Annotated in this window: 15 protein-coding genes and 1 pseudogene; 13 read left to right on the top strand and 3 right to left on the bottom strand. The window is 48.7% G+C overall.

The annotated features are described in order from the left end of the window. Window positions 1–105 precede the first annotated feature (105 nt). Window positions 106–1,059: an LpxL/LpxP family Kdo(2)-lipid IV(A) lauroyl/palmitoleoyl acyltransferase gene (lpxL, locus tag O3276_RS23820; protein WP_269673533.1), complete on the bottom strand. Its 954-nt coding sequence runs from the start codon at window positions 1,057–1,059 to the stop codon at window positions 106–108. A 130-nt stretch (window positions 1,060–1,189) separates the two neighbouring features. On the opposite strand from lpxL, the gene minC reads away from it, so the two are divergent. Genes minC through minE form a run of 3 tightly spaced genes read left to right on the top strand, consistent with a single transcriptional unit; the run spans window position 1,190 to window position 3,102 of the window. Beyond that, window positions 1,190–1,990 carry a septum site-determining protein MinC gene (minC, locus tag O3276_RS23815; RefSeq protein WP_269673532.1) on the top strand — a complete coding sequence of 267 codons (801 nt, stop codon included), beginning with the start codon at window positions 1,190–1,192 and terminating at the stop codon, window positions 1,988–1,990. Between the two features lie 48 nt (window positions 1,991–2,038). Continuing rightward, window positions 2,039–2,854: a septum site-determining protein MinD gene (gene minD, locus O3276_RS23810; RefSeq protein WP_209202445.1), complete on the top strand. Its 816-nt coding sequence runs from the start codon at window positions 2,039–2,041 to the stop codon at window positions 2,852–2,854. Continuing rightward, window positions 2,851–3,102 (top strand): cell division topological specificity factor MinE, encoded by a 252-nt coding sequence (minE, locus tag O3276_RS23805; protein ID WP_209202447.1) that lies wholly within the window; start codon window positions 2,851–2,853, stop codon window positions 3,100–3,102. Before minD ends, minE begins: the two co-directional genes overlap by 4 nt. 250 nt (window positions 3,103–3,352) lie before the next feature. Here the strand turns inward: minE and O3276_RS23800 are convergent, their stop codons facing one another. Beyond that, window positions 3,353–3,994, bottom strand: a complete 642-nt coding sequence (locus tag O3276_RS23800; protein WP_269673531.1) for an RING finger domain-containing protein — start codon at window positions 3,992–3,994, stop codon at window positions 3,353–3,355. An 87-nt stretch (window positions 3,995–4,081) separates the two neighbouring features. On the opposite strand from O3276_RS23800, the gene O3276_RS23795 reads away from it, so the two are divergent. From O3276_RS23795 to O3276_RS23750, 10 genes and pseudogenes are all read left to right on the top strand, one after another. Continuing rightward, the gene (locus O3276_RS23795; protein WP_269673530.1) at window positions 4,082–5,380 is read left to right on the top strand and encodes a M18 family aminopeptidase; all 1,299 of its coding nucleotides are present in this window, start codon (window positions 4,082–4,084) and stop codon (window positions 5,378–5,380) included. Window positions 5,381–5,398: 18 nt separating this feature from the next. Next, entirely contained in the window at window positions 5,399–5,731 is a 333-nt protein-coding gene (locus O3276_RS23790) for a hypothetical protein (RefSeq protein WP_269673529.1), read from the top strand. A gap of 381 nt (window positions 5,732–6,112) precedes the next feature. Beyond that, window positions 6,113–6,780, top strand: a pseudogene (locus tag O3276_RS25995) (carboxy terminal-processing peptidase); the annotation flags it as partial. An 84-nt stretch (window positions 6,781–6,864) separates the two neighbouring features. Further along, window positions 6,865–7,386 (top strand): PDZ domain-containing protein, encoded by a 522-nt coding sequence (locus tag O3276_RS25990; protein WP_442876613.1) that lies wholly within the window; start codon window positions 6,865–6,867, stop codon window positions 7,384–7,386. Next, window positions 7,355–8,236, top strand: a complete 882-nt coding sequence (locus O3276_RS23775; protein WP_269673526.1) for a carboxy terminal-processing peptidase — start codon at window positions 7,355–7,357, stop codon at window positions 8,234–8,236. Before O3276_RS25990 ends, O3276_RS23775 begins: the two co-directional genes overlap by 32 nt. Window positions 8,237–8,687: 451 nt before the next feature. Next, on the top strand, window positions 8,688–11,309 hold the full coding sequence (locus O3276_RS23770; RefSeq protein ID WP_269673525.1) for an indolepyruvate ferredoxin oxidoreductase family protein: 2,622 nt from the start codon (window positions 8,688–8,690) through the stop codon (window positions 11,307–11,309). Further along, window positions 11,218–12,036 (top strand): DUF6537 domain-containing protein, encoded by an 819-nt coding sequence (locus tag O3276_RS23765; RefSeq protein WP_269673524.1) that lies wholly within the window; start codon window positions 11,218–11,220, stop codon window positions 12,034–12,036. The genes O3276_RS23770 and O3276_RS23765 overlap by 92 nt, the downstream gene beginning before the upstream one ends. A 168-nt stretch (window positions 12,037–12,204) precedes the next feature. Further along, window positions 12,205–13,422, top strand: coding sequence for a 3-oxoacyl-ACP synthase III family protein (locus tag O3276_RS23760; RefSeq protein WP_269673523.1), 1,218 nt, complete (start codon window positions 12,205–12,207; stop codon window positions 13,420–13,422). Further along, window positions 13,419–15,086, top strand: a complete 1,668-nt coding sequence (locus O3276_RS23755) for a 3-oxoacyl-ACP synthase III family protein (protein WP_269673522.1) — start codon at window positions 13,419–13,421, stop codon at window positions 15,084–15,086. Before O3276_RS23760 ends, O3276_RS23755 begins: the two co-directional genes overlap by 4 nt. Next, window positions 15,076–15,885, top strand: coding sequence for an SDR family NAD(P)-dependent oxidoreductase (locus O3276_RS23750; RefSeq protein WP_269673521.1), 810 nt, complete (start codon window positions 15,076–15,078; stop codon window positions 15,883–15,885). The genes O3276_RS23755 and O3276_RS23750 overlap by 11 nt, the downstream gene beginning before the upstream one ends. Here O3276_RS23750 and O3276_RS23745 read toward each other — a convergent pair whose 3' ends face one another. Next, a complete protein-coding gene (locus O3276_RS23745; protein WP_269673520.1) occupies window positions 15,886–16,944 on the bottom strand; it encodes a hypothetical protein in 1,059 nt (352 codons plus the stop codon). Window positions 16,945–16,962 lie beyond the last annotated feature (18 nt).

The raw sequence follows: 16,962 nt of genomic DNA, 5'->3' as shown, positions 1-16,962 counted from the left end.
TATAAGAGCAGCGTCTATCCAGCTGCCGCCCTCTGCAAGAACACGGGAAACGCTATTTCTGACCAAGGGTATTCCGGACACTCAATCAGTGAGCATTCAGGGCCGTCAGCCCCGATAGAAGTCCGTCTCACCCTCAGGGCGATTTTTAAACCGCCGATGAAGCCACATATACTGCTCAGGATGCTTACGAATTTGCTGCTCGACAAACTGGTTAACCTGCAGCGCATCCTGAAAGTCGTCACCGGAAGGAATCCCTTCCAGGGCACAATGCAATTGAACCCGGTAGCCTTTGGCGTCAGCCAGCCGGGTCACCGTCATGGGAATCACTTTCGCCCTGCCCGCTTTGGCAAGGCGTGAGGTACTGGTAATAGTCGCTGCGGGAATACCGAAGAAAGGCACATAGAGTCCATTTTTGATGCCATAGTCCTGGTCAGGAGAGTACCAGACGGTTCTGCCCGACTTTAATGAGCGCAGCATGCCACGAACATCCTTCCTTCTCAGCAACTGGCTGCCGGGATCAAAACGGTGTCTTAAACGACGCTGAACGTATTCAAAGACCGGATTCCCATGCTCTCGATAGGTGGCATCCACGCTGTGGCGCTGGGTAATCAGGCGACCTGCCAGCTCTATGGTAGTGAAATGCATAACCATCAGGAGGGTGCCATCATCAGACTCCAGGTTTTCCAGGCCCTGATAAGAAACGATCTTATCCAACCTGTCGGCAGGCCACCACCAGGCGATGGTAACCTCCATGACACCAATGCCGACTGACTCAAAGTTTTCCTTCAGCAGTGCCTCTCTTTCAGCCTGGCTCAAGTCAGGAAAACACTTCTCCAGATTCACCCGGGCAACATGAACACGGTAACCCGCTACATGGTAAATGATACGTCCAAGCCATCGTCCCAGTTGGAGAAGCCAGCGATAAGGCAATAGCGAAGGAATAACGGTAAGCCCGATCACCAGCCAGGTAAGCCAGTACTTCGGGTGCAGATAGGCCCGGCGAAAGACGTCGTCTGCACGGGCATCAGCCTGCTTGTTAACATCAGGGTTTTGCGACATATAGGTTAATTCAATACTTGTATCTGAACGTTGAGTTCTCTACGCTACATTCTGTTGTATAAAAAGCTGACCATTTAATCTGCTGACTCTTGTCATACAAAGTCGTTATACAAAATCAGAGTTGTACTTTATGACCCTTCAACTGCAAACCGGTACTGCAGCTTTCAAGATGACCGGTGGTATTTATACACTGACTACTCTTGAATTGCATTCTACCAATCCTGCGGATATCACCAATCAGCTGGAGAACATGACGCGCAAGGCACCCAAGTTTTTCCAGCAGACACCTGTCATCATCGCCTTCGACCAACTCAGCCCGGAACAACCACCGATTGATCTTTACCAACTGCGCCATAGCCTGCAACAGTTTGGCCTGATCCTGATTGCTGTTCGCGGCGGCCAGGAAAGCCATAAACAGGACGCCATGATGGCAGGCATTCCCTGGCTCCCGTCACCAAGGCAACGGAACCGGTCAGAAGAAAATTCTGCTGCTCATGTGGAAAGCCATGTTGAAACCAATGTGGTCATCATGCAGAAATCCCACACCGCCAGTCCCGCTGCAGCAGAGAGTGCCAACCAGACGCAAACATCACCAGTCATTCATAAGACCACGCTTATAGAACATCCGATCCGCTCTGGTCAGCAGGTCTATGCCGAGGGCGATCTGGTCATTACCAGCCCGGTCAGTTCCGGTGCAGAACTTCTGGCCGCCGGTAATATACACGTCTATGGTCCATTACGCGGCCGGGCCCTGGCCGGGGTCAATGGTAATACTGACGCCCGTATTTTCTGTCTGCAGTTTGAAGCTGAACTCATTTCCATCAACGGTCAGTATAAAATGCCCTCAGCAGCCAGTAACAGTGATCCCCTTTGGGGCGGTAGTGTTATTGTATCCCTCGAGGCACAAAGCTTGCACATAAAGAAACTTTAAGAAATACTGGACAATAGTTCAGTTCTTGATTTATGACAGGATTTCACCTTGGCTCGTATTATTGTTGTGACTTCTGGAAAAGGTGGTGTTGGAAAAACCACCACCAGTGCTTCCATTGCAACAGGATTGGCTCTTAAAGGTCATCGGACAGTTGTCATTGACTTTGATGTAGGCCTCAGAAACCTGGATCTCCTGATGGGCTGCGAGCGTCGTGTCGTGTACGACTTTGTCAACGTAATTAACGGCGAGGCCGAGCTGCATCAGGCGCTGATCAGAGACAAGCGCACAGAAAACCTGTCCATTCTGCCAGCATCCCAAACCCGGGACAAAGAAGCCCTTACCCATGCAGGGGTCGAAAAAGTCCTGAACCAGCTGGCAAAAGACTTTGAATACATCATCTGTGACTCTCCGGCAGGTATCGAACACGGTGCCCTGATGGCCCTCTACTTTGCCGATGAAGCCATTATTACCACAAACCCTGAAGTGTCGTCCGTCCGGGACTCTGACCGTATCCTGGGTATTTTGCAAAGCAAGTCCCGTCGTGCAGTCGAAAACCTTGAACCCGTCAAAGAGCATCTACTGGTAACCCGCTACAATCCTGAGCGGGTGACGCGGGGCGAAATGCTCAATATTCAGGATGTCGAGGAAATTCTGGCGATACCGCTGATTGGCGTAATTCCCGAGTCCACCTCAGTCTTGAAAGCCTCCAACCAGGGGGTACCCGTCGTATGCAATACCGACAGTGATGCCGGTCAGGCATACAACGATGTGGTAGCGCGCTTCCTTGGGGAAGACATACCACACCGTTTTCTCGAACCCGTCAAAAAAGGGTTCTTACAGCGCATGTTCGGAGGAATAGGATGAGTCTTATGCAGCTATTCCGCTCACGCAAAGAAGATAACAGCGCCGCGATTGCCAAGGAAAGGCTGCAGATCATAGTAGCCCATGAACGAAGCAGCCGAAGTGGGCGTGATTTTCTGCCAGCCATGGAGCGGGATATTCTTCAGGTTATTCAAAAATATATAGAGGTCCAGCAGGAGTGTATTGACATCAAGCTGGACTCTCAGGATGGTTGTTCTATCCTCGAGGTCAATGTACAGCTGCCGAACTAGTGCAGAAAAGTGCTAATACCCGCACACCCAGTTCATCCTGAGCTTGTTAGAGGATGGTGCCACCGTACTTCGACAAACTCAGCACAAACGGTATGGGTATCAACGCCTGGCCACACTTGGAGCTTGACCGAGAATAGATTGCCGTACAGCAGTTGCCACGTAGGGCAGTCTATTCCTGGACAACTTGATCCCCCGTAAAATGAAGTCAAACATATTTTTTGTGAGATCACTACCTATCGCTTCAACCCGGTCAAAAACCCAAAAGCCATTTCCGAGCTAGCCAACCGGCAGTAATGAGCGAACAGTTGACAATACCTTTAGTCACTATTTTTTGGGGCAGATTATGATTGTGATAGTTTTGAGTGCCAAGCCTGCCGAAAAATACAGACATTACATCATCACTGACTTCTGATGCATATCGTTTGGCGAGGGTACAAGCAAGATCAGCAGCTACAACACTGGCATTACAGCGGGCCAGCTCCCCAGGACTGGTTGCAAAAAAAAATCCACCATATACAAGTATGCACGCCAACACCGTTCGATTGTACAGGGTTTTGTAGAATTGATCCTTCAATGCACTGGTAAAACTGCCGTCAGGAGTCTCTTTTGGTAGAAAAAAATTTTGCCTGCACATGGGGCAACGTGTGTTCTTTTCTCGCCATTCGATAATGCATGAACGACCGAAGGCGTGCCCACACTTCAGGGTAGATAATGCATGGTCAGGCTCCTGGGAAAAATCCTCAAAGCAAATGAGGCAAGGGTTTTCAGCAGAGGTTTGAGGGAGCATGCTTATTTCATTCATTTCGGTAAATTCATTCGTATTATTCTTTTTAGACAGAGCAATCAACAACAAGTTCATACAGCCACTTACTTTAGTGGGCTCAGGCAGCATTATCCAATCCTGCTACAGGTCAGTTTCAACAATGAAATAAAACCTAACTTTGTAGTAAGATCACCGCTTACATTGCAAGGTAGCGCCATGAGCAAAGAACACTTTAATCAGGAGCTTATCCAGTTCCTCAATGCTTCTCCGACCCCTTATCATGCAGTAGCCACCATGGTGGCCAAACTACAGAAAGCGGGCTTCCAGCCATTGAGTGAGTCCGAATCCTGGTCTCTCAAAGAGGGCGGAAAATATTACGTAACCCGCAACGGATCATCCATCATTGCCTTTACCATGGGCAAACCTGAGCTGGGTGCCAGAATGGTAGGAGCGCATACCGACTCGCCCTGCCTGAAAGTAAAACCTCAGCCAGAGTTAAATAAGCACAGCTATTTTCAGCTGGGTGTTGAAGTTTATGGTGGCGTCCTGTTAAACCCATGGTTTGACCGTGACCTCTCCCTCGCTGGCCGTGTCCAATACCTCAACGATCAGCAACAGCTTTGCCAGCAACTGATCAATTTTGAGCGTGCAGTCGCCATTATCCCCAGCCTGGCTATTCACCTGGACCGCGAGGCCAATAGTGGCCGTGCCGTCAATCCACAAACCGATATCCCACCGATCCTTTTTCAACTGGCCGATGGCGAAAACGTCGATTTCCGTGAACGGCTGAAACAAGAGCTGATACGTCAAGGGCACAGCGACTGTCAGCAAGTGATGGAATACGACCTCTCTTTCTATGACACCCAAAATGCTGCCGTTATTGGCCTGAACGGTGACTTTATCGCCGGTGCCCGCCTGGATAATCTGCTCAGCTGCTATGTTGGCCTGGAGTCTTTGCTCAATCATCCGCCATCAGACACCACAGCCCTGTTGGTATGCAATGACCATGAAGAGGTGGGCAGTGTCTCAACCACCGGAGCCCAGGGGCCTTTCCTGAAGAGCGTACTGGAAAGAATGTATGGCACCGGTGAGGCACTGACCCGGGCCATGAACCGCTCCATGTTGATTTCAACGGATAATGCCCACGGCATCCACCCCAACTATGCCAGCAAGCATGACGAGCATCACGCACCGAAACTGAATCATGGGGCAGTCATCAAAGTCAACGCCAACCAGCGTTATGCCACCAATGATGAAACTTCAGCCCTTTACCGCACCCTTTGCCAGGCCAGCGGCAGCAAAGTTCAGCACTTTGTTACCCGTACCGATATGGCCTGTGGCAGCACCATTGGCCCACTGACTGCCGGCGTGCTGGGCGTACGCACACTGGATCTCGGGCTGCCAACCTTCGCCATGCACTCAATCAGAGAGCTGGCCGGGAGTGAGGACGCCTTTGAACTCAGCAAAACCCTGGCCCATTTTATGACCCTGGCCAAACTGCCATTCACTGAATAATTAATCATCAGCTGGCTCTTGAACGAGAGCCAGCAAACTTCTCCGGACATCTCGTTTTATTGGCAAAACACAACGCGAGGCCCCGTCATACGTACAATTTCAGACTCCAATTATCCGGCCGATATTGCTAACCTCGATCATGTCATCAGACCAGCCAACATTGCAGGCAACCCCATGAAACCCGAAGCCAACAACCGGCCAACACTGCGCTCAACCTCAAACTCCAGGAACGCTTTTTCACTTCATCGCAGTACGATTAATTCGGTCAAGCCGTTGCTAAAGGCTTCTGCAACATTGCCTGCGGCAAAGTCATTTGATGAGACTGGCGGCTATATCAAAGGTTATAATTGACCTTACCCCACCTTGAAACCACTGCATATTATGGACACAGTCGATAATTCACCTGTGTCCCACCATTTCTATACTGCGAACTCCGCATACAGCTCTCCGGCCAAATGAATCATTGATTTTTTCCAATAGCCTTGATGGAATAGCACTTATTCAAACATTTTACCGGCCAGGTAATTGCCTGATTTACCTGAGCTGTTCAGAATATGAAAGCTCAACGGCTGTCATCCACCATGTGACTGTATTATGCTGTATTCATCCTTACAGGATATTCAAGAGTTCAAGATCCTGAGCGATGACTTGAGTAATGGAAAGAGTCTTATCCGTTAGGTTAGCCAGGAAGGCACACTTCAACAGACAGAATGACACGGAGCTAACGCCTCTATGATATCGAAACTGCAGCCAGCCAAAAGAATGAGGCTGTTCTTTTCAGCGCTGCTTTTCACAGCACTTCTCTCAGGCAATCTCGCTCAGGCCGTCGATAAGGACATCAGCCAGCCAGTACCCACCCTGACACCCAACCTGCAACAGGCCATTGCCAGCGTTCATGTGGTACAACTGCTGTCAAGAAGCCACTACCGGAAAATCCCCCTTGACCAGAGCAATATGGAAAAGGTGTTTGATCGCTATCTTGATCGACTGGACCCGAACCGCAGCTTCTTCCTGCAGGCAGATATCCAGGATTTTGAGCCCTATCGGAAAAAACTGGGAGACTCTCTGAAAAGCGGTGACCTCAATCCCGCCTTCGCCATCTTCAACCGCTACCGTGAGCGGGCGGAGAACGCGCACGCTTCATGCTTAAACAGCTAGAACTGGGCATTAACAACCTGAACCTCAGGAAAAATGAAGAGCTGGTGATTGAGCGCAAGGATGAACCCTGGCTTACCAGCAAGCAAGCCCAGCAACGGCTTTGGATCAAGCAGTTTAAAGACAGCGTATTAAGCCAGAAGCTGAACAATAAAACCGACGAAGAAATTATCAATCAGTTGCGCCGAAGAAACACCAACCTGCTGCGCAGGCTGCACCAGAGCAAAAGCGAAGATGCCTTTCAGACCTACATCAACGCCTTCGCTGGTATTTACGACCCTCATACCCAGTACTTCTCCCCCCAGACGGCGGAGAACTTTGATATCAACATGAGCCTCTCTCTTGAAGGGATTGGTGCCGTACTCTCTGCTGAGGATGAATACACCAGGGTAGTCAGTGTTGTCCCCGGCGGCCCAGCAGAGAAAGCCGGGCAGCTGAAACCCGGTGATAAGATCGTCAGCGTTGGCCAGGGCAAAAAAGGCAACCTGGAAGATGTGGTGGGCATGCGTCTGGATGATGTGGTCAAATTAATTCGCGGAGCCAAACACACCCTGGTTCGCCTGGAGATTATTCCCGGCAGTAGCAATGACAGCAGCACCCGGGTTTATGAGATTGTCCGGGACCGGGTCAAACTGGAAGAGCAGGATGCTGCCAGTAAAATCATTGAAGTGCCCATGAACGGCAAGACCAGCCGTATCGGTGTGATCGAGTTACCCACCTTTTATATCGACTTCAAGGCTGCCCAGGCCGGTGACCCCGACTATAAAAGCACCACCCGTGACGTTCCGCAGGCTCCTGGAAAAATTAAAGAAAGAGAAAGTGGATGGCCTGATTATCGATCTTCGCGGTAATGGGGGCGGTTCACTGCAAGAAGCCAATGAGTTGACCGGACTATTTATCGACAAAGGGCCTACCGTTGTCGTCCGCAATAACCGGGGTCGCGCTGAGCGACAGGAAGACCCAGACTCAGAGCAGCTCTACCATGGCCCCATGGTGGTGATGATTGACCGCCTCAGCGCTTCCGCTTCTGAAATCTTTGCCGGGGCCATGCAGGACTACGGCCGGGCGCTGATCGTTGGCAGCCAGAGTTACGGCAAAGGTACCGTGCAAAGCATCCAGCCACTGAACCACGGGCAGCTGAAACTGACGCTGGCCAAATTCTACCGGATTTCCGGCCAGAGCACCCAGAATCGTGGCGTTATTCCCGATATCATCTTCCCTTCCCTCTACGATGGCCGGGATATTGGTGAGGACACGCTGCCGGATGCCCTGCCGTGGGACAATATCTCACCGGTATCCTACAGACCTTACGCCAACTTAAGTCCTTACCTGCCGGAGCTGCAGAAAAAGCATGAATTCCGCACCCGTAAAAATGCGGATTTTGTTTACCTCCATGAGATGAAGGACTATTTCGAACATTATGAAAATCAGAAAAAGGTTTCCCTGAATCAGGAAAGACGACAACTGGAGCTGCAAACCATGCGCAGCCAGCGACTGGCCATTGAAAATCGCCTGCGAAAATCCAGAGGTCTGGCATTGCTGAACAACCTGGATGAGCTGGAGGAGATCAACAACCAGGAACAGGAGCAGAAGAAAAAAGATAAAGAGCCTGATGCCTTCCTGAAGGAAGCGGGTGTCATCCTGACCGATATGGTGAAAGCCAGCAACAATAAGCGACTCTTTACCCGTCGTTCCGGCTAAAAGTCAGCATTGATTCACATGCCCGCTCTTGCGGGCTTTTTAATGCCAAGCACAATCCCCCCCCTTGCGCCAACATAGCTGTTGCCTCTCCTGAATTTAAAAACCTGAACAGCCAGTGAGTGATCAATGGCCCGCTATTCAGAAGAGCCCATCATGCAAAAGATGATGCCACCCAATAATGACGGGTTTGAAAATTATTATGCAGTAAAAATTCCAACACACTACACTAGCTCCTGCATCCATGCAGTCGTGCGGCGTTATAACTCCGGTCACATAGCTAACCGGGAATAGACTGCCCACTTAGCCAGAAATATACAATTCCATTTGGCGAACTGCTTATCTGATCAGTCCTTTGACATCAGGTTTCAGGAAAATAACAAACGGGGTGGTGAAAGTGAGCTTGACAGCCGGGTCCGCTTTAGAGTCAGCGGCATGCAAAGAGGATAAAGCAATGTCAGGCGTTTTTTCCGCACACGAAGCCATCATGGAAATGTTGGTTCTGCAATCTGAACGGGATACGGCAAAGGGCCTGAAAACGGCAATCCTGGCATCAGGGTACCCGGGGTCACCACTGGCCGAAGTGGATTCGACGCTGAGAAAAAACCATGAAAGACTGCAACGCCACCGAATTCATTATCTGCCAGGTGTTAACGAGGAACTGAGTGCTACCGCTTTGATGGGCTCCCAGATGGCTGCCCTGTACCCGGGAAATGATTATGATGGGATCCTGGGGCTGTGGTTTGGGAAGTCTCCCGGTGCCGATCGCTCCGGTGATGCCTTCAGGCACGGAAACTACGCCGGTGTCAGCGAATACGGAGGCGTTCTGGTTCTGGTGGGAGATGATGCCACCTGCTCATCATCGGCACTGCCTTCATGTTCAATTACTACCTTATATGACAGTTGTATGCCGGTATTGTGTCCGGGAAATCTCCGGGAACTGATTGAATTTGGACTTTTCGGCTTTGAGCTGTCCCGTTATTCCGGCCTCTGGGTTGGGATAAAAGTGTCGTCTGTTATCGGTGGTTTAAGCGAAACCCTGGATTTTTCCATGCCTTTTCCGGTTATCAGCAAACCTGAGCCCGGAAACCCTGAACAGCTATTGGTACCGAGAGTCATATCCAAATTGTTGCCTCCCGGGACCATGCGTGTGGAACGTGACATTCATACTCACCGCGAAGCGAATGCCATCGCTATGGCGGCGGTCAACGACCTGAACTCTATCACTTGCTGTGCTGAAGAAAAGGCCAGGCTGGGCATCCTGGCTGCCGGGGAAACCTACTATCACCTGATGGCCGCGCTTGCACTGCTAGGCCTGAAGCAACAGGATCTCCAACAGTACGGCATTCGGCTGCTAAAGTTGGGTATGGTCTATCCATTGGATCCGGACATCATTATTCGCTTTGCCAATGGCCTGGAACGACTTGTAGTGATTGAAGAGAAACGGGGGTTTATTGAGTCAGGGGTAAAGTCCATTCTTTATTCCGAGTCAAATAGCCCTGTCGTTTGTGGTAAGCAGGATGAATACGGAGCCTGTCTATTTCCCCCCTGGGGAGGGCTGGATGCAGAAACTATTGCCGTTGCCCTTGAACCCTACCTGCAGTTATGGAGTACCGCCAATACCTGTCTATCGCCTGTCGTGAGGTCGGATTATGTCGGGCAGGGGCCACAGAGATTACCCTATTTTTGTCCCGGTTGCCCCCACAGCCGTTCTACCCGGTTGCCTGCAAATGCCCTGACTGGCCTCGGTGTTGGTTGTCATGGTATCCAGGCCTTGCATTCAAACGACATTGGAAGCATGACCCAGATGGGAGGAGAGGGTGTCCAGCTGGTTGGTATGTCTCCATTTCTGAATATCCCGCACCAGTTCCAGAATATAGGCGATGGTACATTTTTTCACTCTGGCTCCCTGGCGATAAGACAGGCCGTTGTGGCCAATAGCAATATTACCTTCAAGCTGCTTTATAACAGCGCTATTGCCATGACAGACAGTCCGTTGCCGAAAGAAAATATCTCGACCCCTGTGCTGGTGATGATGCTCTATGCTGAGGGAGTCAGGCAGGTAGCAGTGGTCAGTGATGATATCCGGCGCTATCAGGACCAGCTGGATCAACGCACAATGGTTGGAATGGCTGACGATCTGGCTACTGTCCAGACTCGGTTAAGTCGTATCAAGGGGGTTACGGTGCTTATTTATGATCGTACCTGTGCCCTGGCCAGACGAAGAGATCGGCAAAACAATAACACGCCGCAGGACTATGTATACATTAACCAGCAGTTGTGTGAAGGCTGCGACCAGTGTGTGCTTGAGTCAGGTTGTCTTAGCCTGCTGCCCGAGGACACGGAATTTGGCCAGAAACTGAAAGTGGATCAGACCAGCTGCAACCAAGACCTGGCCTGCGTAAAAGCGCTTTGCCCTGCATTGGTGACCATTAAAAATGGTTGTCGAACGACGTTTACATCTTCGCCCCTGACCCGTGATATCCAGATCGCTCTGCCCGATCCCATAGCAAAAAGCGGTACCACCAACCTGTATATTACCGGCATGGGCGGCACCGGGGTGACCTCCATGGGGCAAATTCTGGCCAGCGCCGCATCAACCGATGGTAAATTCGTCTCTCTGGTCAATAAAAAGGGGCTAAGCCAGAGGGCAGGAGTGGTTGGCTCACATTTGAAGATTTCCGAGGCTCCCGGTATCAGCAGCCCAATCATTGTTCCGGGCAGTGCGGACGCTTATATTGTGCTGGATGTATGGTCTGCTTTAGAGGCTGACTCATTAAAGTTGACCTGCGTTGACAAGACCGTTGCCGTGATATCTACGGCCAGGTTTTCATCGCTTAATTTACACAACAATGTATTGATAGATAAAATGACGATTGCTGATGCTGTGGATGCCATACAGGAAAACACTGATCGAGAGCGTAATGTCTGTTTCGATTTTTGTGAACTGGCTGAGCTGGCATTTAACCGCAGAGAGTTGGCAAATGTTATTATCCTTGGGACTGCATACCAGCGGGGGAATTATCCCATTAGCCAGATCATCCCTGGAATCGGCTATTGTTGCGGCCCTCGGTGATGGTATTGCTGTCCGACAGGCATTTTTGCTCGGGCGAAAGCTGTGTCTTGACCCGGATGCACTGTTCAAATCGGTTGCATCTGTGAAGGGTACAGCCAGCAATATTTATGACCGCTTCTTGTTGCGTATCAGGGAGTTGGAAGATTATCAGGATATTCATTACGCCAGAAAATATCAGGATTTTGTGCGCCGGGTGTTGGCTGTTGATGAATCAATGGGGCACACGGAACTCAGTACGGCGGTGATTCTGAATTTATACCAATTGATGGCCAGCAAGGACGAATATGAAGTGGCCCGTCTTTACCTTAAACCAGACTTTCAGACTGGAGTGAAGCGAATGTTTGGCCACAATGCAGAACTTTCCTACCACTTTGCCCTGCCCTTTAGCCAAAAGAAATTTCAACTGCCATCATGGGGTAAATGGTTCCTTAAATTACTAAGATATTGTCGTTTTTTGCGAGGTTCCCGGTTTGATATTTTTGCCTATAGCAATATTCGCAAACTGGAAAAAGAGGCACTGGCGCAATATCAGTCTATTATTAACCAACATTTAGACTTTATCACCCATGACAACTATAAGGTTATGGTTGAATTCGCCCAATTACCTGAACAGATTCAGGGGTATGGCCAGGTAAAAATAAACACCATCACCGCATTCCTGAAGAAAGCGGAACGTTTTGGTTTTGTCAGTCGAGAAAGAATACCGACACGACACTGGGGCTCCTAAACAGGAAAATAATATATTTTTAATTGATTATCTGACAGTAATTAATAAGTGACTTATATTGGAGTGTCGTTGTTCAGGGAAAAGGCAAACTGGAAGATACCACTGATTCTTGTGCCAACCATGGTGTGAATTTGCCTTGGTTAATAACGGGCATGGGGGATATGTTTAATGTGCGAGTTTCTTAATGGTCAGTTTTCTGCCGGTTTGGTCGCCATGGGGGGTTATCTGCCTGGTAAAAATATCAGGGAAAGAGACGCTTCCCAGTTGCCCGCCTATCTTGCCAAGCAGACTCGCCTGCACCATGATTATTTAAAACCCATCTCGGAAAATGGCTTGCTGCCGGGAACCGTAGAAACGAATTATGACGGGTGGCAAAGTCAGCCATGGTATAAGGCCTGGTTTGATCGTCTGCCGGATAAAAAGAAGAGTAATCCGTTTGCAGGGATTGAAACTCGTTGCCGGGTACCGGTAGACCCAGAATCCAGAGCTAACGCTATCCGGCCCCATCTGATGCTATCTTCTGATGCCGAGACTTTGGCCGGTGCGCTTGCTCTGTACAATGCAGGAATGGATCAGAGCATGGTTGACTTGCTGATGGTCAGTTCCCTTGTGCCGGACCGGCATGTTCCCCTGAATGCTTCACTGGTTCAACATAAACTCAAGCTGCCCAACGCTGGTGCCTATAACATTGATACCTGTTGTTCCTCGTTTATTACCATGCTGGAAATGGCAGTACTCTACGTGCGTTGTGGTTTGAAGCGCAATGTGATGATTATTGGCAGTGCTATTGATTCACATATTAGCGATAAATCCAATTACTACAGTCCGAATACCGGCGATGCGGCGGTCGCCGGTATTGTATCCAGGGTGGACGAGGGATACGGGTATATTAGCTCACACTCCATCAGCCAGGGAGCTCGCCATGCTGCCATTGTCTTTCAGCGTCGTCGGCCCAGGCTGTCTGCCATTACCTCGCAGGGGCCCGATTTTGAACAGGAATTTGTTACCTTCAACGACCCGTCACTCTGCAAGGAAATAGCCGAAAATTGCCGGGATGACATAGTGACTGTTGTTGATGGAGCCTTGGGCAAGGCCAACTATAGCCGTGAGGATATTGATTTTCTTGTTGCCCATCAACCTGTTCACTGGGCGGGCAATGCCTGGCGAGAGGCGCTCGGTATTCCTGCCGGTAAATACCATGAAACATTCCGGCATTACGGGAATATCGCCGTGGCGTCGGTAGCAGTTAATCTCCTGGATGCGCTGGAAAAAGGGAAAGTGAATTGCGGTGATAATGTTGTGATGGTGTCGTCAGGTGTCGGTGAAAACCATGGCGCTTTATTACAAAAAATCTCACCCCGTCTTTTGCAAGTCAATGGTTTGTGAGCATCGCTTTGTTAATCAACTTGATGTTGGATGAGATATTTATGGCTGTTAATATCCTTGGCGTGGGTGCCTATTTACCAGAGAATACTGTCAGTAATAATGAGTTTGATTACAAATCCAGGGGTGTGACTGATGAGTGGCTGCTAAGCGCGGGAATCAAAAACAGGCGATTTGCCAGTCGTCATACTGATTATATTGATCTGGCTTACCGTGCCTCGCTCAGAGCCATTACCCAGGCGAGCATATCTGTTGACAATATTGGCTTACTGATTTTGGTTGCCAGCACTATTAATGCCGAATGCATTATCCCGACAGGTATCGCTGAATTAAAAGACAGGCTGAAACTCGGAAATTGCTTATATCTGCATATGCTGGAATCTTGTAATGGTGTCATCCAGGCAATGGAGTTTGGGGCTTATGCAATCGAATCCGGACAGACTGACAATGTATTGATTGTCTCCAGTGAGACATTTTCCAAACTACAGGACGATACATCTGAAGCATCCATGAAAATTGCCATGAGTATGGGGGATGGCGCAGGAGCGATTATTTTAGGCGCAGATGGTCAACAAAATGGCCGGATTGCAGCACATATCACCAGTGATTCCAGGTTTCAAAGTGGCCTGGTCATGCAGGTTAATGAAAACATTAAAGACAACAGGGCCAGTAATAAAATCAGTTTCAGGTTCAGAGAATTGATGTCGATGCCTGAACCCCTTAAGCCTGAAGGTGTTTTTGATAAGCTAAAGATTTTCTCGACTGAAATGATATCGGATGTAATCAATAAGGCGTTGGCAAAAGCAGGTTTGAGTGATCATGAGATTGATTTTTTTATTCTTCATCAACCAAACAGAGTATTTCTTGAATCCTGGAAGGAAGCACTGGGTATTCAACAGAATAAGACGGTAGATACTTTAGAAGAATATGGAAATGTATCCTCCGCTTCGGTATTGATCAACCTGACGATGGCGTGTCAGCTCAATAAGATACGTTCAGGTGATACCATAGTAATGGCTTCTGTGGGGGAAAATAGTGCAGGTTGCAGTATCTGGACATGGAATAATGATAAAAAGCCTGAAAATTATTTACTTAATAAACAGCCAATGACGTTTGCAGGGCAGTTAATTAACTCAAGAAATTATACAACTAATGAATTGTGGGAAAGATTTATCTTGCCTGACTCGGAAGTTGCCCGCAAGCCCGGTGAGTTTTTCACTCAGCATGTTGCTAACACGGCGGTTTTTGAACAGGTTTCCACTGTTGATGCATTTGACTATGTCAGCGATATCAGGAAACTGGAAGAGTGGACGATGTCCATACAAAATCTGCGGATTGCCAAAGATGATATCTATGAGGGAGATGAGTCATTGGCACCTGCTGGCAGGGTCTTTTTACGTTGTCTTGCTTGCCGGGAAGAGTATCGAATCAATTGGCTGGTAGGGCATGACAACCCTGATGATCTTTGGATGAATTACCAGTGTCAGTTGTTGGATGCTCAACCGTTGTTTGGCAGGCCTGGTTCTGTCTTGTTATGGATAACTTATGGCCATGCCCGGTTTTTAAATGATCCTTTGTATGCAAAAGCGTTTGGCTTAATGTATAGCGCCCATAATATTGAAATTAATAATTTAAAGAAAATTCTCGAAGATAGATATGCCAAATAATCAAGAAGTATCCCAGGAGACTACAGGCGTTATGAGGGTTCCGGATAAACGTGGCAGCGTCGTTCTTATCACTGGCGGTACATCAGGAATAGGAAGGGCAACAGCCCTTGCTTTTGCCAGAAACAACTCAACGGTGCTGGTCTGTGGCAGGCGTGAGGATGCCGGGGAACAAACGGTTGATGCCATTCGTCGTCTGGGCGGTAACGGAACGTTTATTCGGGCGGATGTTTCCGATCCGGATGAGGTTCGGACAATGTTTGCTGTTATCCGTGACCAGTACGGAACCCTCGACTGTGCCTTCAATAATGCTGGCAACCATTGTATTCCCAAGCCGCTGACAGATACCTCCACGGCAAGCTGGAATGCGACTATTGCTACGCATCTGACCGGAACCTGGCTGTGCATGAAACATGAACTGGTCATGATGAGCGCCTGTAGTCGGGGTGTGATTATCAATATGTCATCAGTTGCAGGCTTGGCGGGGACGTCGGGGTTGTCCGCTTATACCGCTGCCAAACATGGGGTGATTGGTTTAACAAAAGTGGCGGCACTGGAATATGCCACAGAGGGAATTCGGGTCAATGCGCTGGCCCCGGGTGGGATCTTGACCAATGTGACGGCCTCGTTGTCAGATAACTGTCGTCAGGCACTGGCCGACTTTCATCCGCTAAAGAGACTTGGAACACCTGATGAGGTTGCGAATGCGGTGGTGTGGTTATGCTCAGATGAGGCGTCGTTCATTACTGGCAACATCTTTACTATTGATGGTGGCGTTACTGCCGGTTATACACCCTTGTAGCTAGAACAGTTTTTTGCCAATTTTATTTTGTATGCTGTGGCAATGATGTTGCCATAGCGTGTCAGATACACAGGTGTAATCTTCTTCAGATAAGGCAGTTTCCAGTTGTGACAGTGCATGATGAATAACGATCGATTCCGAGAATGGGTTCGCTAGTAAATCTTTCAGCTCTGAATGCTGACGGAAAGTGTAGATCTGATGATAAATGCTGACAATATCCCCGGGATGACAAGCTCTGGTTATAGTCATCACCGGTTCTGAAGTTGTCTTGTCCTCCTGCATATTGGTATATACCTGGTCTGCAATAACACAAAGCCGTAAATTACCAAGGCGTTTCAAATCCTGAAAGCTCAGTTCGCCTTGTTTAACCGGGAATTCATAACCTTTCAATGTACCTATTGGATCATTAACGGATGAATATAGCAGCGATTGGCCAAGTCTCAGAAAATAAAGAGCTGAAAGAGGAACGCTATAAATATCAGTAAAAGAATACTGCATAGTATGCGCTATGGTTTTATGGCCGTTTTCATCCAAAAAGTTATAAATGGCTATCGCCATCAGGCAAATATGGTTTCTGTATGATTGGTCAAGCTTGCTATTGTTGGCAAGATTATAAATTTCCTGAATAAACACAGTCGTGTGTTTTTTCAAATTTTTATAATAAATTGCTTCCATTGCTAAAACATCAGGATTTTTTAATCGATTAATCTGATACCTGGTCAACAAAGCCGATATTTTTGTCTTATCCATGCTGGATAGCAACACCATTTCACTGAATTCTTCCAGCTTGTTAACGCTATTACTATACATGTCGTCTAATTCAGAAGGCGTGATAAGACGCCTTGCCAGATCCGTGAAAAGTACATCAGCTACGCCATCGGACCGGGGATCAATTTTCAGGTTGTCCTGTTGCAGGTCGCCGGGGTCAAGTACAGATGCGGATCTTTCCCCAAACGCTGCACCTTTGGCAGCAGCCGTATTAAGTGAAGCATCTTGCTGGTTGTCAGGACCAGGGATGAAGTTAGCTAATGTCGATGACAACTCTGAAAAAGTATCCATTACCGATATACAACCGTC

This window comes from Endozoicomonas sp. GU-1 (assembly GCF_027366395.1).
GTDB lineage: Bacteria > Pseudomonadota > Gammaproteobacteria > Pseudomonadales > Endozoicomonadaceae > Endozoicomonas.
The sequence above is the reverse complement of the archived record's forward strand: the minus strand, read 5'-3'. Positions and strand labels throughout refer to the sequence as shown.